This is a genomic window from Acinetobacter sp. 797_lipA (genome assembly GCF_058243025.1).
Genome location: NZ_JBZAYQ010000001.1, coordinates 1,187,547 through 1,204,871 on the forward strand (window position 1 = coordinate 1,187,547; position 17,325 = coordinate 1,204,871).

The 17,325-nt window shown below is 42.0% G+C and carries 12 protein-coding genes and 3 tRNA genes; 9 read left to right on the plus strand and 6 right to left on the minus strand.

The features are described from left to right. Window positions 1-51: 51 nt before the first annotated feature. The 3 genes from AC4CU2_RS05780 to AC4CU2_RS05790 all read left to right on the plus strand — a co-directional run bounded on the left by AC4CU2_RS05780 (window position 52) and on the right by AC4CU2_RS05790 (window position 363). Window positions 52-136 (plus strand) — tRNA-Leu (locus AC4CU2_RS05780). A 35-nt stretch (window positions 137-171) separates the two neighbouring features. Further along, window positions 172-245: transfer RNA gene (locus AC4CU2_RS05785), tRNA-Trp, on the plus strand. A gap of 33 nt (window positions 246-278) precedes the next feature. After that, window positions 279-363 (plus strand) — tRNA-Leu (locus tag AC4CU2_RS05790). Window positions 364-494: 131 nt separating this feature from the next. Here the strand turns inward: AC4CU2_RS05790 and AC4CU2_RS05795 are convergent. The 3 genes from AC4CU2_RS05795 to ahpC all read right to left on the minus strand — a co-directional run bounded on the left by AC4CU2_RS05795 (window position 495) and on the right by ahpC (window position 2,687). Further along, a complete protein-coding gene (locus AC4CU2_RS05795; protein WP_004696295.1) occupies window positions 495-698 on the minus strand; it encodes a hypothetical protein in 204 nt (67 codons plus the stop codon). Window positions 699-1,187: 489 nt separating this feature from the next. Then, window positions 1,188-1,919, minus strand: a complete 732-nt coding sequence (gloB, locus tag AC4CU2_RS05800) for a hydroxyacylglutathione hydrolase (RefSeq protein ID WP_490768422.1) — start codon at window positions 1,917-1,919, stop codon at window positions 1,188-1,190. A 204-nt stretch (window positions 1,920-2,123) separates the two neighbouring features. Beyond that, window positions 2,124-2,687, minus strand: coding sequence for an alkyl hydroperoxide reductase subunit C (gene ahpC, locus AC4CU2_RS05805; protein WP_004982189.1), 564 nt, complete (start codon window positions 2,685-2,687; stop codon window positions 2,124-2,126). Between the two features lie 343 nt (window positions 2,688-3,030). Between ahpC and hrpA the strand changes: the two genes are divergently transcribed. The 3 genes from hrpA to AC4CU2_RS05820 are packed head-to-tail and all read left to right on the plus strand — an operon-like array spanning window position 3,031 to window position 8,871. Continuing rightward, window positions 3,031-6,948: an ATP-dependent RNA helicase HrpA gene (hrpA, locus tag AC4CU2_RS05810; protein WP_490769213.1), complete on the plus strand. Its 3,918-nt coding sequence runs from the start codon at window positions 3,031-3,033 to the stop codon at window positions 6,946-6,948. A 30-nt stretch (window positions 6,949-6,978) separates the two neighbouring features. Further along, window positions 6,979-8,091 (plus strand): beta-ketoacyl-ACP synthase III, encoded by a 1,113-nt coding sequence (locus AC4CU2_RS05815; protein ID WP_004696303.1) that lies wholly within the window; start codon window positions 6,979-6,981, stop codon window positions 8,089-8,091. 6 nt (window positions 8,092-8,097) lie between these two features. Next, window positions 8,098-8,871 carry a 1-acyl-sn-glycerol-3-phosphate acyltransferase gene (locus AC4CU2_RS05820; RefSeq protein ID WP_242759354.1) on the plus strand — a complete coding sequence of 258 codons (774 nt, stop codon included), beginning with the start codon at window positions 8,098-8,100 and terminating at the stop codon, window positions 8,869-8,871. 23 nt (window positions 8,872-8,894) lie between these two features. Here AC4CU2_RS05820 and AC4CU2_RS05825 read toward each other — a convergent pair whose 3' ends face one another. The 3 genes from AC4CU2_RS05825 to AC4CU2_RS05835 form a co-directional block, all read right to left on the minus strand. Beyond that, window positions 8,895-9,173: a hypothetical protein gene (locus AC4CU2_RS05825; protein ID WP_004696307.1), complete on the minus strand. Its 279-nt coding sequence runs from the start codon at window positions 9,171-9,173 to the stop codon at window positions 8,895-8,897. Window positions 9,174-9,443: 270 nt separating this feature from the next. Further along, a complete protein-coding gene (locus AC4CU2_RS05830) occupies window positions 9,444-10,439 on the minus strand; it encodes an ABC transporter substrate-binding protein (protein ID WP_242759352.1) in 996 nt (331 codons plus the stop codon). Window positions 10,440-10,442: 3 nt separating this feature from the next. Further along, on the minus strand, window positions 10,443-11,030 hold the full coding sequence (locus AC4CU2_RS05835) for an ANTAR domain-containing response regulator (RefSeq protein WP_004696311.1): 588 nt from the start codon (window positions 11,028-11,030) through the stop codon (window positions 10,443-10,445). 612 nt (window positions 11,031-11,642) lie between these two features. On the opposite strand from AC4CU2_RS05835, the gene AC4CU2_RS05840 reads away from it, so the two are divergent. From AC4CU2_RS05840 to nirD, 3 genes are all read left to right on the plus strand, one after another. After that, window positions 11,643-12,992 (plus strand): MFS transporter, encoded by a 1,350-nt coding sequence (locus AC4CU2_RS05840; RefSeq protein ID WP_058869915.1) that lies wholly within the window; start codon window positions 11,643-11,645, stop codon window positions 12,990-12,992. Window positions 12,993-13,057: 65 nt separating this feature from the next. Then, window positions 13,058-15,604: a nitrite reductase large subunit NirB gene (nirB, locus tag AC4CU2_RS05845; protein WP_490768423.1), complete on the plus strand. Its 2,547-nt coding sequence runs from the start codon at window positions 13,058-13,060 to the stop codon at window positions 15,602-15,604. 94 nt (window positions 15,605-15,698) lie between these two features. Continuing rightward, window positions 15,699-17,309 (plus strand): nitrite reductase small subunit NirD, encoded by a 1,611-nt coding sequence (nirD, locus tag AC4CU2_RS05850; RefSeq protein ID WP_490769214.1) that lies wholly within the window; start codon window positions 15,699-15,701, stop codon window positions 17,307-17,309. The last annotated feature ends 16 nt before the right edge of the window (window positions 17,310-17,325 follow it).

Genomic DNA, 17,325 nt, shown 5'->3' on the forward strand with positions numbered 1-17,325 from the left:
TATAAAAGCGCTTGTCATATAGTGTCTATCGCTATAATATACACAGCCATTGGGGACGTGGCGAAATTGGTAGACGCACTGGATTTAGGTTCCAGCGCCGCAAGGTGTGAGAGTTCGAGTCTCTCCGTCCCCACCATAAATCATTTGAATTAAGATGGTTTATAAGGCAATAGAGGATTGGTGTAATGGTAGCATGACGGTCTCCAAAACCGTTCGTCAAGGTTCGAGTCCTTGATCCTCTGCCAACTTAAAGTCTAACGCAAAGTTAGCACCCTGATGGGGACGTGGCGAAATTGGTAGACGCACTGGATTTAGGTTCCAGCGCCGCAAGGTGTGAGAGTTCGAGTCTCTCCGTCCCCACCATCAGTAATGAAGCAAGGTATTAAGCCTTGCTTTTTTATTGCCTAAAATTTAATAGATGATTCATATATAAAAAAAGCCCCTTTAAGGGGGCTAAATTTTGATTCATCACGCGAAGTAAGTATGGAGCAATTTTAGGCTTTCAAATGGTCTTCGAATTCTTCACCGAGCTGCATGGCCAAGTTATTGCCCGCTAGGTCGCAAGTCACCAGTCCATATTCTTTTTTAAAGCTAAAAGTAAAGCCACGGTTGTCTGCTAAGGTTTTAACTGAATAACCTAATTTCTCTAGCCAAATACGGAAGGCGATGAGGTTTTTTGCTTTCACTACTTTTTTCACGAGGATATTCCTTTTTCACTGATAAATTATTAATAGGGATATTTCACGCTTTTTTAAAGGGGATTTTTTTATATATTTTTGTTTTTGTCTCTTTTTAAAGCAATCTAAACTAAGGCGAAAACGTATAGAAAGCATAAACGATAGTTTTTCATTGTTTAAAATAATTTTATCATGATGAAAAATAATAATATTTTGAGATGAGTCTCAATATAATGGAATCATGTGCGTTCGTGATAGAGAAGTATTTTGTCGTAAATAGAAATGTAATGATTTTTTTCAAAGGCTGGGTACTTTGAGACAGTAATGCCATTCAGTCTTGCTCGTGATCATTCGATTATGGCATCGTGTGGCTTGAAACTGCATTGGTTGAAATTTTGAGAGCTCAAAGGTTAAGGGTAGAAGCCCCAACTGATCGTTTTAACTCAATAGAAGCATACATACATAATAGGAGACTGCGTTCGTTAGCAGTCTCTAGAAGGGGGAGACCAATTAAAATTGATCCTTCAGGTCACGCAGTCGTTTAAACTCTTCAACATTTTCTGTACGTAAAAAAGGATTGGTTTCGAGTTCGATCTCAATACTGCTAGGAAGGGTACATTGGCCCAAATAGCGCATGGTTTCGACACGGTCTAAACGCTCTTGAATAGCGATATTGTCTGGTTCGACATGGTTGGCAAACTTCGCGTTAGAGAGCGTGTATTCGTGCGTACAATAGACTTTGGTTTCGGCAGGCAAAGCTGCTAAACGATTGAGCGAATGATACATCTGCTCATGTGTACCCTCAAACACTCGCCCACAGCCCATAGCAAACAGGGTGTCACCGCAAAATAAAGTCTGGATAGATTCAATAAAGTACACAATGTGGCCCAGTGTGTGGCCTGGAACTGCTAAAACGTCGACATGTAAATCATGAAATGAAAAATAGTCATCATCCATCAATGCATGGGTGATGAATGGAATTTTAGATAATTCCTCACGTGGCCCATACACAGGAATATTCCGACTCGCAATCAGGTCAGAGACACCGCCAATATGGTCTTTATGCCAATGAGTCAGCCAAATTTGAGCAATGTTTAAGCCATGTTCAGTGCAATAATCTTCAACTAATCCAGCCTCAGTTGGATCAACCACCACGACTTGCTTTGATGAGGTGTGTTCCAGTAGCCAAATATAGTTTTGGAGTTGGTTTTTTACATTAATCATATGAACTTGATAAGTCATTTTTCTTCTTCAAAGAGCTGCATGTATTCATTCTACTGTAGCGGGTACAAGTACTGAATTCCAGTCATGAATTATGTGTAACGCATAAAGGATAGCTCTTTCTTATTCTATATTTTTCTCTTTCTTGTCATATTGTGCTGTTATCTTGGCCATAAAAAACCACGCTAAAAAGCGTGGTTTTTTATGTGTTCAATCTAATTTAGATTAGATTTTACCTACTAGGTCGATTGAAGGAGCAAGAGTTGCTTCGCCTTCTTTCCATTTAGCTGGGCAAACTTCACCTGGGTGAGCGTGAACGTATTGAGCTGCTTTAACTTTACGAAGTAATTCTTGAGCATCACGACCAATACCACCAGCGTTGATTTCAACGATTTGGATTTTACCTTCTGGATCGATTACGAAAGTACCACGGTCAGCAAGACCAGCAGCTTCGATTAGAACGTCAAAGTTTTTAGAAAGAGTCCATGTTGGGTCGCCGATTAATGGGTATTGGATTTTACCAATAACTTCAGAAGTGTCGTGCCAAGCTTTGTGAGTGAAGTGAGTGTCAGTAGAAACACCGTAGATTTCCACGCCTAATTTTTGGAATTCAGCGTAGTTATCAGCAAGGTCACCAAGTTCAGTTGGGCAAACGAAAGTGAAGTCAGCTGGGTAGAAGAATACTACAGACCATTTACCTTTAAGATCTGCTTCAGTTACGTCAACAAATTGACCGTTGTGATATGCAGTAGCTGCGAATGGTTTTACTTCAGTATTAATCAAGCTCATCATTGTCTCCATGATTGGGGTTGTATTTAATGTTGAATAGGGTATCGAAATTTTTGTTATTGCTGAAACAGTATTTTTACATTACAAGAATCGGAAAAACCGAATCTTACTCCAGACTATTTCAGCGAATGTGATCATTCTGTTCATTTAGCATGATAAATATGATGACCAAATGACAAAATCATCTATTCCGCAACTCGTCTACAGACATGATGTCCCTAGGCTTAAAATTCAAGGGGATATTTGAAAAAAAGTTAAAATTAAAAAATTATGCTGTACTTTCGCTTCGCTGTATTACCACGTAAACTAAGCGATTGATGTTTTTGATGTGGGTATTTTTTCTGTGCAGCGTCCTTTAAATATAGAGCAATTGGTGATGGTCAAAGACCGTCATCGTTTAAACCGACTCAAAAAAGGAAAAGATGCCAACGAAAAGCAATATCAAGCATTATTTGAACAGTCGCATTTAAAAGTTTTAGAGCGTATCGAACGCATTCCGAATATTAAACTGAATCAAGACCTGCCTGTTACGCAGTATGCAGATAAGTTAATTGATGCCATTCAAGAGCATCAAGTGATTATCGTTGCAGGGGAAACAGGTTCAGGTAAAACGACACAGCTACCGCAAATTGCGATGTTGGCGGGTCGTGGTTTAACGGGTCTGATTGGGCATACACAGCCACGTCGTTTGGCTGCACGTAGTGTGTCCCAGCGTATTGCGGAAGAAGTAGGTGAAAAACTTGGTGAGTCAATTTCCTTTAAAGTTCGTTTTAATGAACAAGGATCGCAGGATTCTATTGTCCGTTTAATGACGGATGGTATTTTGCTGGCAGAACTGACCAATGACCGTTATCTCAATAAATACGACACCATTATTATCGATGAAGCGCATGAGCGGTCACTCAATATTGACTTTATCATGGGGTATCTCAAACAGCTTTTGCCCCGCCGTAAAGATTTAAAAGTCATCATCACCTCCGCAACTTTAGATGTAAATCGTTTTAGTCAGTACTTTAACAATGCGCCTATTTTTGAAGTAGAAGGTCGTAGCTTTCCAGTCGAACTACGTTATCGCCCTGTATCTGAAATGAGCATTGGCGGTAGTGATGATGATGAGTTTGATGACTTTGAAGAAAATCTACCTCGTGCTGTAGTTCAAGCTGTGGAGGAGTGTTTTCGGGATGCACAAGAAAAAGGTCACCCTGAATATGCTGATACTTTAATTTTTGCCAGCACTGAACAAGAGATTCGTGAATTACAAGAAACTTTGCAAAAGCATGGGCCTCGACATACCGAAGTTCTGACTTTATACGCACGTTTGGCCTTGGCTGAACAACAAAAAATCTTTAATCCATCAGGTGGTGGGCGACGCATTATTATCGCCACCAACGTTGCAGAAACAGCGCTGACTGTACCCAATATTCGTTATGTGATTGACAGTGGTTTTGCGCGTATTTCTCGCTATAACTATCGTTCACGTGTACAGCGTTTACCGATTGAAGCGGTTTCGCAAGCAGCGGCAAATCAGCGTAAAGGTCGTTGTGGTCGTATTGCCCCAGGTGTATGTATTCGTTTGTATTCTGAGGAAGACTTTCAAAGTCGCCCAGAGTTTACCGAACCCGAAATTAAGCGAACGAACTTAGCTTCAGTGATTTTACAGATGCAAAGTTTAGGGCTGGGTGCTTTAGAAGATTTTGATTTTATTGAGCCGCCAGATCATCGTTTAGTCAACGATGGTCGTAAGTTGTTGGTTGAACTTGGGGCAATGTCTGATAAGAATCCGCCAAAAGTTACAGATGAAAAGCAGTCCGTAACATCTTCTTCTGTGGGTAAAGGAGGCGTACAAGGTGGACTAACCAAAATTGGTCAACAAATGGCCAAAATGCCAATTGATCCACGTTTGGCCCGTATGATTTTGGGTGGGGCACATTTTGGAGTGTTGAATGAAGTCTTGGTGATTGTTGCCGCTTTGGCAGTACAAGACCCACGAGAACGCCCTGCGGATAAACAAATGCAGGCGGATCAGAAACATGCGTTGTTCCGCGAAGCCGATTCTGACTTTTTATTTTATATCAAACTTTGGGAAGCGCTGGTTGCCAACCGAGACATGAGTGAAAACAAACGCCGTACTTTTGCGCGTAATCACTTTTTAAGTTGGTTGCGTCTACGTGAGTGGAAGAAAACTCATGAGCAATTGGTTGATTTGGCAAAAGGCTTAAAGCTGTCTTTTAATGAGAAAAAAGCCAGTTATGAAAATTTACACCGTGCACTTTTAACAGGTTTGTTGTCTTTTATTGCCAATAAAACCGATGAACGCAATGTGTTTATGGCGGTGCGTCAGCAAAAGGCCCGCATTTTTCCAGCATCTACCTTACATAAGACCAATACGCCTTGGGTCATGGCTTTTGAGATGGTAGAAACCTCACAGGTCTACATTCGTACACTAGCAAAAATTGAACCTGAGTGGATTTTGCTTGCAGCAGGTGATTTGCTGAAGCACCACTATTTTGAGCCGCACTGGTCGAAAAAAGCAGGTGTGGTCAATGCCTATGACCAAATTTCACTATTTGGCTTAATTATTGAGCCGAAACGTCAAATCAACTATGAAAAAGTCGACCATGTTGCAGCACATGAAATTTTCCTTCGAGATGCACTGACGACAGGGCATTTGGGCATTACGCCACCATTTTTAAAACACAACCTGCTTAAACTTGAAGAAGTAGAGCGGGTCGAGGATAAGCTACGCCGCCGTGATTTGGTGGTGGATGAAGAGACTATTTACCAGTTTTATGCGGCTAAAGTTCCTGAAGAGGTCGCAAGTCGTCGTAGTTTTGAAGACTGGCGCGCAACGGTTGAACCGCAAAACCCACGTTATTTATTTATCGATGATGATGCGCTATGGCTGAACGACCGTCCAACCACGCAGCAATTTCCCGATTTTTTACGCAATGGTGAACTGCGCCTTGCGGCCAGTTACCGTTTTGATCCAAGCCATGACGAAGATGGTGCAACAGTAAAAATTCCGTTGCAAGCTTTGCCTCAGGTGGATGAAAACTTGTGGTCTTGGGGTATTCCCGGTTGGCGTCAGGATTTAATGGAGGCGTTACTCAAGGCGCTGCCTAAAGATAAACGACGTCATTTGGTGCCTATCCCTGATACGGCTGCAAAGCTAATGGCGAAAGTAGATGCGATGCATTTGCAGCAGCATATTTTTAGCTTTTTAGCCTTCCAGTTGCGTGGCGAACAAATCTCTGAAAAAGACTTTAGCTTTGAGCGGGTTGAACAATATTTATTGCCGTTGATTAAAGTCATTGACGACAAAGGCCGTGTGATTGAACAAGGTCGTGACTTGTCTGAGTTAAAAGCGCGCTGTCGAACAGAAACTCATAGTCCAGTCAAACAGCTCAAAGGTGAGTTCCAAACTTTTCCTGAAAATTTTATGTTTGAAGCATCACAAAAAGTGACGGGTGTGGTGGTGAAGCAGTATCAAGCTTTAGTCCCGACCAAGGCCTTTGCGGCACTGGAACAAAAGGATGAGTCTGGTGTGGTGATTCAGACCTTTAATGATCAAGCTGAGGCAACTAAACAGCACCGTGAGGGTGTACTCCGTTTGGTGCATATACAACTGGGGGATTTGGTTCGTCAGTTGAAAAAGCAAATTTCCAAACCGTTGGCATTGGCGTATTCACCTTTGGGCGATAAGGTGCAGCTGGAACAAATGTTAGTTTATGCCACACTGCAAATGTCGATCAATGAACTGCCTGTCAACGCACAAGAGTTTGAAAACTTGGTTGCAAATGTCAAAAAAACTTTTCTGACCCATGGGCAAAAAGCACTGGCAGATGTGACAGAGATCTATATTCAATGGCAGGATATACGTCGAAAACTGTTGGTTTTAGATGATGCTGTGTTTGGGAAAAATATTGATGATGTTGAAGATCAGCTAGATTTGATGTGCTTATCAAATTTTGTTTATGTGAAATCTTCCGATATTTGGCTTGAATTTCCTCGATATTTGAAAGCATTGGTCTTGCGTTTGGAGCGCCTGCCCAATAACCTACAGAGGGATAATTCTGCCATTGATCAAGTTGACCCGTGGATGGAAAAATTATTTAAGTTTAAAAATGACACTCGCCTTAAAGAATTGTATTTCATGGTTGAGGAGTTTCGGATTTCTTTATTCTCTCAACCGATGAAGACAAAGATGCCCATTTCTCCGACTCGCTTGCAAAAAGTATGGGAAAAACTTGGAATCAGTTAAGATATAGGTAATTTAAAGAAGGAGTTTTACATGGGCATCCGCATTACAGGTACGGGTCTTTATCATCCTGAAGACATCATTACCAATGAAGAGTTAGTTGAAAGTTTAAATGCTTATGTGGAACAGTATAACTTAGACAATGCTGACAAAATTGCTTCGGGCGAGTTGGAAGCCCGTCGTGGGTCAAGTGCAGAGTTTATTGAAAAAGCATCTGGTGTAAAACGTCGTTATGTGGTTGAGAAAACAGGGATCTTAGATCCAAAGCGTTTACGTCCATTGTTACATGAACGTTCAAATGATGAACTCTCGATTCAAGCCGAATGGGGCGTGATCGCTGCAAAACAAGCGATGGAAAATGCAGGCGTGACTGCAGAAGATATCGATGTGGTAATTTTATCGTGCTCTAATTTACAGCGTGCTTATCCTGCTGTTGCAATTGAAATCCAAACAGCATTGGGTATTCAAGGCTATGCCTACGACATGAACGTGGCATGTTCGGCCGCAACCTTTGGCATTAAACAAGCGTATGATGCGATTAAAGCGGGCGGACGCCGTGTATTATTGGTGAATGTAGAAATCACCTCTGGTCATACCGACTACCGTTCACGTGATTGCCACTTTATCTTTGGTGATGTTGCAACGGCTTCAATCATTGAAGAAACCGACAGCAAAACTGGTTTTGAAATTGAAGACATTAACTTATTCACCCAGTTCTCAAACAACATCCGCAATAACTTTGGTTTCCTAAACTTAAGTGAAGTCGATGCAGACATTGAAAATAATCGTTTTGCTCAAGACGGTCGTAAAGTGTTCAAAGAAGTTTGTCCACTGGTTGCCAAAATGATTACAGCGCAACTTGAGAAAAATAACATTGCACCGACTGATGTGAAGCGTTTCTGGTTACACCAAGCCAATGCCAGCATGAATGAGCTGATTTTGAAATTAGTCGTAGGCAAAGAAAATGCTCAGCCTGATTTAGTGCCGATCATTTTAGATGAATTTGCAAATACCTCTTCAGCAGGTGTCATCATTGCGTTGCATCGCACAGCAGACCAAGTCAATGACGGTGAATACGGTGTCTTGTGTTCATTCGGCGCAGGTTACTCTGTTGGTGCTGTGCTTGTGAAAAAACACGTCGCATAAGCCAGTATGTTGCAGGTTGAGCATGATGCAAAATGGATTAAACGCCTGAGTGCTTTATCCAAAGTTTATTTCACACCGACATTTATCGGTGCTGAACAGTTAGATGCATCACAACCTGCAATGTATGTAGGAAATCATTCCTTATATGGTGTGCTCGATTCACCTATGTTGATTGATTATCTCTACAATGAGCATCAGGTGGCTGTGGTCAGTATTGCTGATCATAGCCATTTTTATTTGCCACTGTGGCGTAGTGTGGTGAAAAAATTTGGTGCAGTCGATGGTGTCCCAGCCTATGTGCGTGAAGCCATGCAACAAGGCTATTCTATTTTGGTTTTTCCTGGTGGCGGACGCGAAGTTCTAAAACGTGAGGGTGAACAGTATCAACTGATTTGGAAACAGCGCTACGGCTTTTTAAAGCTCGCTCAAGAATTTGGCTATGACATTGTACCCTTTGCCGCGTTAGGCGGAGATGAAGTCTTTGATATTGGTTTTGATGCTAATAAAGTTGTTCAGCACCAATATTTTCAAAAGTTGCTACAAGTGCAGCAGTTAAGTCGCCTGCTGCGTAAAGGGGAGGTGATTCCATCTTTACCGAAACATTTGATTCCGAAACGCTTGCCTTTTTATTTTAAGTTTATGCCCAGACAAAGTTTGATGCATATTGAAAACTTAGAACAGTTACAGCAGTTCCGCGACTTGATTGCAGCAGAAATTTATACTGGGCTTGCAGACTTAAGAGTATTGCGTCAACAGCAACATGGTGACCGATTTGATTGAGCATTTGCAGGCGTAAAATCTGCTTAGTCTTCCTGTAAATCTTTCAACAAATGTGCAATTTTTAAAGTATGGGTCTTATTCCCTTTGACTTCCATAACCTTATTTTCCACCCACCATAAATATTCAAAAATTTCAGTTTCACTGGCTTGTTCGCAAATGAATCGAAATAAACTGGGTAAGTATTCCTCATATTCATCTTGTAGTGCAGGATTACGATAGATCCGCAGGGGATCCCAGTCTTTAATCAGTATTTTGTTAATCGCATGTAATAAAGAAACATGTCGATTTTCCTCGGTAAACATAATACACCCCGCTGTCCTTGGGTTAGTTTGACGTTTAAAAAAGAAGTTGTGATGAAGATTATTTATCTATTGTTTTCATGTGTTAAAAGATATTAGCGTGTTTTTCGCATGAGTAAATAGCACGCTCAGATAAATGGAAGCTAAAGAAAAATGTCTGATAAAGTGGTAGTAAAGTTAGATCACAGATTTACTTCAAAATATTTTTCAGAATAAATGTTTTAAAATGGTGCGTAATTACGTATCAAGTAACATATAGTAATAATTTAAAAATCAAGAATTTGTTTGAAGGACGCAATTTTCACTAATACCGCGAATTTCATCACTATCTAAATTTATATCATCCCATTTTTGCATTTGCTGTGTGAGCCAAACAAAATCCGAAACTTGCGGCTGGGCTTGTTCTGGAATAAAACCACGAATGATGTTCTGAATCAGGTGATATTTTTCGACGTGAACACTTGCTGAACACGCAAAGCGAATGATGTTGTAATCGACCAAGACTTGCCAAACAGGTTCAAGATCCGGCATCTGTTTAAGTTCAACTTGTGCTTTTTGGATGGCTTGGACGAGGGCTGAAAGTGTATTGGGATTGGAGATAGCCCATTCTTGAGTCACAGCCAGTACTTTGTCTGCGACGCGAGGAATAATGTCTGAGCCAGTCGCAATGATTTGGCTATAACCTTGAATTTCCGCTTGTGTGTTCCAAGGTTCCCCAACACAAAAACCATCGATCAATTGGTTTGAAATGGCTTCCACCATATAGGGCGGCGGTAAAGTGCGGAGATGTACGCGTTTGGCAAATTCAGGATTGGCCAACGCCAACCACTCACGTAAACAATAATGATGAATAGACTGCTTAAACACATGGGCAATCGGAAGATACTGTTCATACTGCATGGCGCTAAAAAATTTCTGTGCAGTGGTGGCTGCATCGTCAGTTTTTTTGATATCGAGCGCATAGCATAGTTTTTGGCTTAAGCTGATAAAAGCACTGTTGTAGCTTAATACGAGAGGGGTTTGTAGCGGAATACCGAGTTGATCTTGAGCGAGTGCAGCAGCAGGCAACATGGCAGATAAACAATGCGCGGCGTCTAGAAAACCAAAAGCCAAACGATCTCTTAAGCTTGCCCAAGACGCTTCTTTGACTAAGCTTACGTCTAAGCCTACTTCCTCAAAAAAACCACGTTCTTTAGCCCATAGTAAAGAGACACAGTCTAAAAGTGGGATATAGCCCAGATGAAGTTGTGACTTTTCGAGTTGAGCCATGACTTAGTCCTTGAGTTGAGATTGTAAAAGCTGTTGAGCATCCAACAGACGTCTTGCCATTTCACCGATGGTCATACGGTGGCTCATGGCATTTTTACGTAGCAATTGAAAGGCATCGTCTTCAGATAGCCCATGTAATTGCATCAGCAAGACTTTCGCACGCTCCACATCTTTACGATCGGCGAGTTTATTTTTGGTGTCTTGTAAGTCTGTGAGCAACTTTTTGTGTTTACGAAACTGCTCGATTGAGATTTCTAAAATATTTTCTAACTTTGAAGGATCGATCCCATCCACAATATAAGCTGTCACTCCAGCATCTATGGCACTTTTAATGGTGTCTTTATGGCTATTTTTAGTAAATAAAACAGTGGGTAGATTAAATTGGCTGACACAGCTTTCAATAATGTCACGTTGCGGATGGTCCATATCTAACAAAATAACGTCAGCACTTAATTGTTCAAGACGACTAATATTGATGTGATCGATAATCAGGCAGGCAACTACATCGAAATCATGTTCGATGAGGGAACTTCGAATATATTGTGCGCGTTCTTGATTGTCATCAATCAATGCAATTTTCAGTTTAGGCATACTGTACAGTGCTCAGGAAAACCTGAAAATGAGATCTAAAAGTGTACAAGCAATTTAAATGCCAAACTTAACAAATGCCAGCTTTATCTCGGATTAGGCAGTCAATCTTTATGGTCGCGATTACAGACAAAGTATGCATGTTGCATATGTTGTGATCGGAGTTTTCATGAAAGAGTTTACGGATATGGATTCAGTAAATTGAAGTGTTGATGTTCACAGTCGATTTGTACATCTAAGGGAGAATTTCTAGATGTCGTGCTTAGAACAAAGCAATGTCGTTTATTTGAGAAAAAAGATGCTCATCGATAATGCAAAATGCACCAAGAGGTAGCAGGGTTTTAAAAAGTCGGAAAAATTAGCTGTTGTGCTTTAAAAATAAAAAGAGCTGATTATATCGAATTATAAGATTTTATTTTAAATAAAATATTAAAATACAACATATTAAGATTTAATTATAAATATTGGCACACTCGTTGCATTATCCCTAATGAGTCAAAGACGACTCTAAATCAAATTTGTAAGACGGCCAACGACGTCCGTTCTGATCGCTTCTACATCCCAAGTGTTTGTGCTGTAGAAAAACTATACGCTCAGTTCAGTCTGGAGAAGGTTATGTCTTCAAATTTACATGCTAAAAAAGCAACAAAAATAAGTCTTTTCAGTTTTAACGGCGCAGCAATGAGAGCCTTCCACATGAGTTGGCTCGCCTTTTTTGTCTGCTTCTTTGCTTGGTTCGCTTGTGCTCCGCTGATGCCAGTGATTGCGGGTGAATTTCACTTAACCAAAGATCAAATTGCCAATATTAATATTGCTGCTGTAGCCATCACCATTTTAGTTCGTCTTATTGTGGGGCCGCTGTGTGATAAATACGGGCCACGTAAAACCTATACTGCGCTTCTTGTACTCGGCAGCATTCCAGTCTTTGGAGTCGCGTCTGCAAATAGCTATGAATCCTTCTTGTTCTTCCGTCTATTGATTGGTGCGATTGGGGCAAGCTTTGTCATCACTCAGTACCACACCAGCATTATGTTTGCGCCAAACGTAGTCGGGACTGCAAACGCAGCGACAGCAGGCTGGGGTAATGCAGGCGGTGGTGCAACACAAGTACTCATGCCATTGATGCTCGGTGCCTTGGTGATGTTTGGTGTAGAGCAAGCGATGGGCTGGAGAATTGCGCTGATTGTTCCGGGTGTCTTGATGCTGATCGTGGGTTTGATGTATTGGAAATTTACCCAAGACTGCCCACAAGGCAACTTCAAAGAACTTCGTGCAGAGGGTGTCAGTGTTGGTTCAGATAAAAAAGGTGGTGTAGCGATTCTGATGCATGCTGCGAAAAACTACCGTGTTTGGATTCTATTTGGTGCCTATGCCGCGTGTTTCGGGATTGAAATTTTTATTCATAACATTGTCGCGATGTACTACGTTGACCACTTTAGCTTTGGTTTAAAAGAAGCCGGGATGGCGGCTGGTATTTTCGGTTTACTGGCATTGTTCGCTCGTGCTCTGGGCGGCATTGTGTCAGACAAAGTCGCAACCAAAAAAGGGCTTGATGGTCGTACCAAAGTGTTGTTTGGCATGATTTTGCTGGAAGGCCTTTTCCTCGTCCTATTCTCTCAAATGAATACCCCTATCTTTGCGATACTCGCAATGACAGTCTTCGCATTGTTCACGCACATGGCATGTGGTGCAACTTATGCTTTGGTACCTTTTATTGATCGTGATGCCTTAGGCGGTGTGGCAGGCATTATTGGCGCAGGGGGTAACGTGGGTGCAGTGGCAGCAGGTTTCCTACTCAAAGGTATGTTGGATATTCAAACCACACTGATGATTTTAGGTGGCTTGGTGGTCATCGCTGCAAGTTTTGTTCTCATGATTCGCTTCTCTGTTGAGCATAAAGAAAAGGAACAGCGCTTATTCGAACAAGCAGTACATGATCGTAGCATTGCTGAAGCGCAAAACTAAATAAAGAGATTAAACCCAAGCCTCAAGGCTTAGGCAGAACAAATGAAATATTGCGGAGAAAGAATATGAAAATCATCATGATTGGTCATGGCATGGTTGGCCACAAATTTATCGAATCAGTACTCGAACATGTGGGTGATGATGTTGAAATTACCATCTTGGCCGAAGAACCGCGCTTGGCTTATGACCGTGTACATTTGACTGAATATTTCAGTGGTAAATCAGCAAAGGATTTAACCCTTTGTCGTGCAGATTTTGCTGATGCTTATGGCATAGATTTACGTTTAAATACCAAAGCGGTTGCAATTGATCAAAGCCATAAAACGGTGACGACGAATCATGGTGATGTTCTTAGTTTTGACAAACTAATCTTGGCAACAGGTTCATACGCTTTTGTTCCGCCTATTTCGGGTAATGACCGTGAAAACTGCTTTGTCTACCGAACCATTGAAGATTTAGATGCGATTCGTGCTGCGAGTCTTAATGCGAAATCGGGTGTGGTCATTGGTGGTGGTTTACTGGGCCTAGAAGCCGCTAAGGCGCTACGGGATTTGAACTTGGAAACCCATGTGGTTGAGTTTGCACCGCGTCTCATGGCAGTCCAAATTGATGACTTGGGCGGAAAGGTTCTACGTGCAAAAATTGAAAACTTAGGCGTAAAAGTCCATACCCAAAAAGCAACTTCATCGATTGAGGAAGGTACTGCAACTAAGCATGTGATGAAATTTGGAGATGGTTCTGAGCTTGAAACAGACATCATTTTGTTCTCAGCGGGTATTCGCCCACGTGATGAGTTGGCACGTCAAAGCGGTTTAACGCTTGGAGAGCGTGGCGGGATCACGATTAATGATTATTGCCAAACGTCAAATCCAGATATTTATGCCATTGGTGAATGTGCACTGTGGCAAAACAAAATTTATGGTCTGGTGGCACCGGGCTATGACATGGCACGTATTGCAGCAAAACATGTCACTGAACAAGCTTGTGCTGAATTTGCGGGTGCAGACATGAGCACCAAGTTGAAACTGATGGGCGTTGATGTGGCTTCTGTCGGCGATGCACATGCGATGACACCGAATGCACTCAGTTATTTCTATGCCGACGAAGATACACAAGTTTATAAAAAAATCGTGGTGAACGGCGAAAAAACCAAGTTACTTGGCGCAGTTTTAGTGGGCTGTGCAAAAGAGTACAACGACTTACTACAAATGATGCTGAATGGATTAGTGCTTCCAGAAAATCCTGAAAGTTTAATCATGCCGGGTTATGCACAATCCTCAAGTAAATCTGGCGGCAGTGGAGTTGATTTATTGCCAGACAGTGCAACCATTTGCTCATGTAATAACGTATCTAAAGCCGATATTTGCAGTGCAATCGCCGAGGGCTCAACGTCTCTAGGTGCCCTAAAAAAATGTACCAAAGCAGCCACTGCGTGTGGTGGATGTGCGCCACTGGTCACTCAAGTATTGAAGTCTGAATTACAACGCCAAGGCGTTACGGTCAATAATCATATCTGTGAACACTTTGCTTACTCACGTCAAGAGCTGTATCACTTGGTACGGGTTAATGAAATCAAAACTTTTGATGACCTGATCCAACAACATGGTCATGGTTTGGGCTGCGATATTTGTAAGCCAACTGCAGCCAATATTTTAGCGTCGTGTTGGAATGACTTTGTTTTAAAACCAAGCCATGCAGGTCTACAAGACAGCAATGATTACTACCTAGGCAATATTCAAAAAGATGGTTCTTATTCTGTCGTCCCACGGATGGCAGGTGGTGAAGTGACGCCTGATGGCTTAATTGCTGTGGGGCAAATTGCTAAAGAATATGGCCTATATACCAAGCTCACTGGTGGGCAACGTGTCGATATGTTTGGCGCGCAAATTCACCAACTTCCTGAAATTTGGGAAAAGCTCATCGCGGCGGGCTTTGAGTCAGGCCATGCTTATGGGAAATCGCTGCGTACAGTGAAGTCTTGTGTCGGCAGCACATGGTGTCGTTACGGTGTGGATGACTCGGTTGGTTTAGCTATTTTCCTAGAGAACCGCTACAAAGGACTGCGCTCGCCGCACAAATTAAAAATGGCTGTTTCAGGCTGTACCCGTGAATGTGCCGAAGCGCAAAGTAAAGATGTCGGTGTGATTGCCACTGAAAAAGGCTGGAACCTGTATGTCTGCGGAAATGGAGGGATGAAGCCTCGCCATGCCGAGTTATTGGCTTCGGATCTTGACACCCAAACTTTAATTAAATACATCGACCGATTCTTTATGTTCTATGTGCAAACCGCAGACCGTTTACAACGAACTTCGGTATGGCGCGACAACATGGAAGGTGGTTTAGATTATCTCAAAGATGTGGTTGTGCATGATTCTTTAGGTCTAGCTGCTGAACTAGAACGTCGTATGAGCCATGTGGTGGGGACTTATCAAGATGAATGGCGTACGGCTGTTGAAGACCCAGAAGTACGTAAACGCTTCGTGACTTTCATCAATGCCAAAGCTGAGCAACAACAAGATCCGCATATTCAGTTTGCAGAAGTTCGTGGCCAGATTCGTCCTAAAACTGAGGCTGAACGAGATCGTAGCCGTATTCCAGTGGTTGAAGCTTAACAAATTAGGATATTCAAACTTCTTTCTTCAGCACTCTCTCAAAAGCAAAAATAGAGGGACTAAATGAATGAATAAGTTTAAAAGGATCAAGATGATGACAATTTTAAAAGAAATGAATGAGCTAGATTGGGTTGATGTCTGTGCGCTAGATGATCTAACGCCAAATACAGGCGTAGGTGCACTTATTGAACATCAGCAAATTGCTATTTTTCGTGTCGGTGCTGAAAAGCGGGTATATGCCTTGAGCAATCAGGATCCATTTAGCCAAGCTTTTGTAATGTCGCGCGGCATTATTGGTGATTTACAAGGTGAGCGGGTGGTGGCATCCCCGATTTACAAACAGCATTTTAGTTTGGCGACAGGACGTTGTTTGGAAGATAAAGATCAGAAACTATTGGTTTTTCCAAGTAAAATTGAAAATGGTCGAGTGTGGATTAGTCCGACACCACAAAAAACCTACATCACCAACACAGGTGCATCTCAGGAAAAAATGAAGTTAGTGCTGGTTGGTAATGGCCTAGCGGGGATGCGTTGTTTGGAAGATTTACTCGACATGGCACCAGACCGTTATGAAGTGACAGTGATTGGTGAAGAACCTTGGGGAAACTACAACCGTATTATGTTATCGCCTGTATTGTCAGGAGATAAAACCATTGACGACATCATGTTGCATCCACATGCATGGTATAGCGACAAAGGCATTCGTTTCATTGCGGGTGATCCTGCGGTACGTATAGACCGTCCTCGTAAGCAGGTCTATACCGAAAAAGGTGAAGTGGTTGATTATGATCGTTTAATTTTAGCGACAGGTTCGAAACCGTTCATTCCTCCAATTGCTGGAGCGGATTTGAAAGGTGTCATTAGTTTCCGAGATATCTATGACATCAACACCATGCTGGATTACTGCAAGACCAAGAAAAATGCCGTGGTAATCGGTGGTGGACTGTTGGGACTTGAAGCTGCATATGGCCTCAAACAACGCGGGATGAATGTCACGGTTTTACATCTGATGGATCGTATTATGGAGCGCCAATTAGACAGTAAAGCCAGCCAAATGCTACGCCATAGTATTGAACAAAAGGGTATCTCCATTATTACTGAGGCCAATACTGAAGCATTGGTGGGTATAGATGGTCATGTCACTCAAATTCGCTTGAAAGATGGTACAGTCCTAGAGGCGGATCTTGTGGTATTTGCAGTTGGTATTCGTCCGAACATGGCACTTGCACAAAGTGCAGGACTGCGCTGTAACCGTGGTGTGTTGGTGAATGACACCATGCAGACTTTTGATCCAAGTATTTACGCCGTGGGGGAGTGTATTGAACATCGTAGCCAGACTTTTGGCTTGGTTGAGCCACTTTGGGGGCAGGCGTTCATTTGTGCCTCACATTTAGCAGAGCATGGCAGCCTTACCTTTAAAGCACCAACTGTTCCAACACAGTTAAAGGTAAGTGGCTGTGATGTGTTCTCAGCGGGTAATTTTGAACCGAAGGATGACTTTGAAGACATCATTTTAAATGATGAAAAACGTCAGATTTATAAGCGCATTATTATTCAAAAGGATAAGGTCATTGGCGCGGTGTTGTTTGGTGATACCGAAGATGGTGTTTGGTATGCAGAACTTATTTCCGATCAAACCCCAATTTCTTCAATTCGAAATAAATTGTTATTTGGTAAAGATTTTGCATTAAAAAAAGCAGGGTAAAACCTTCCACTAACCC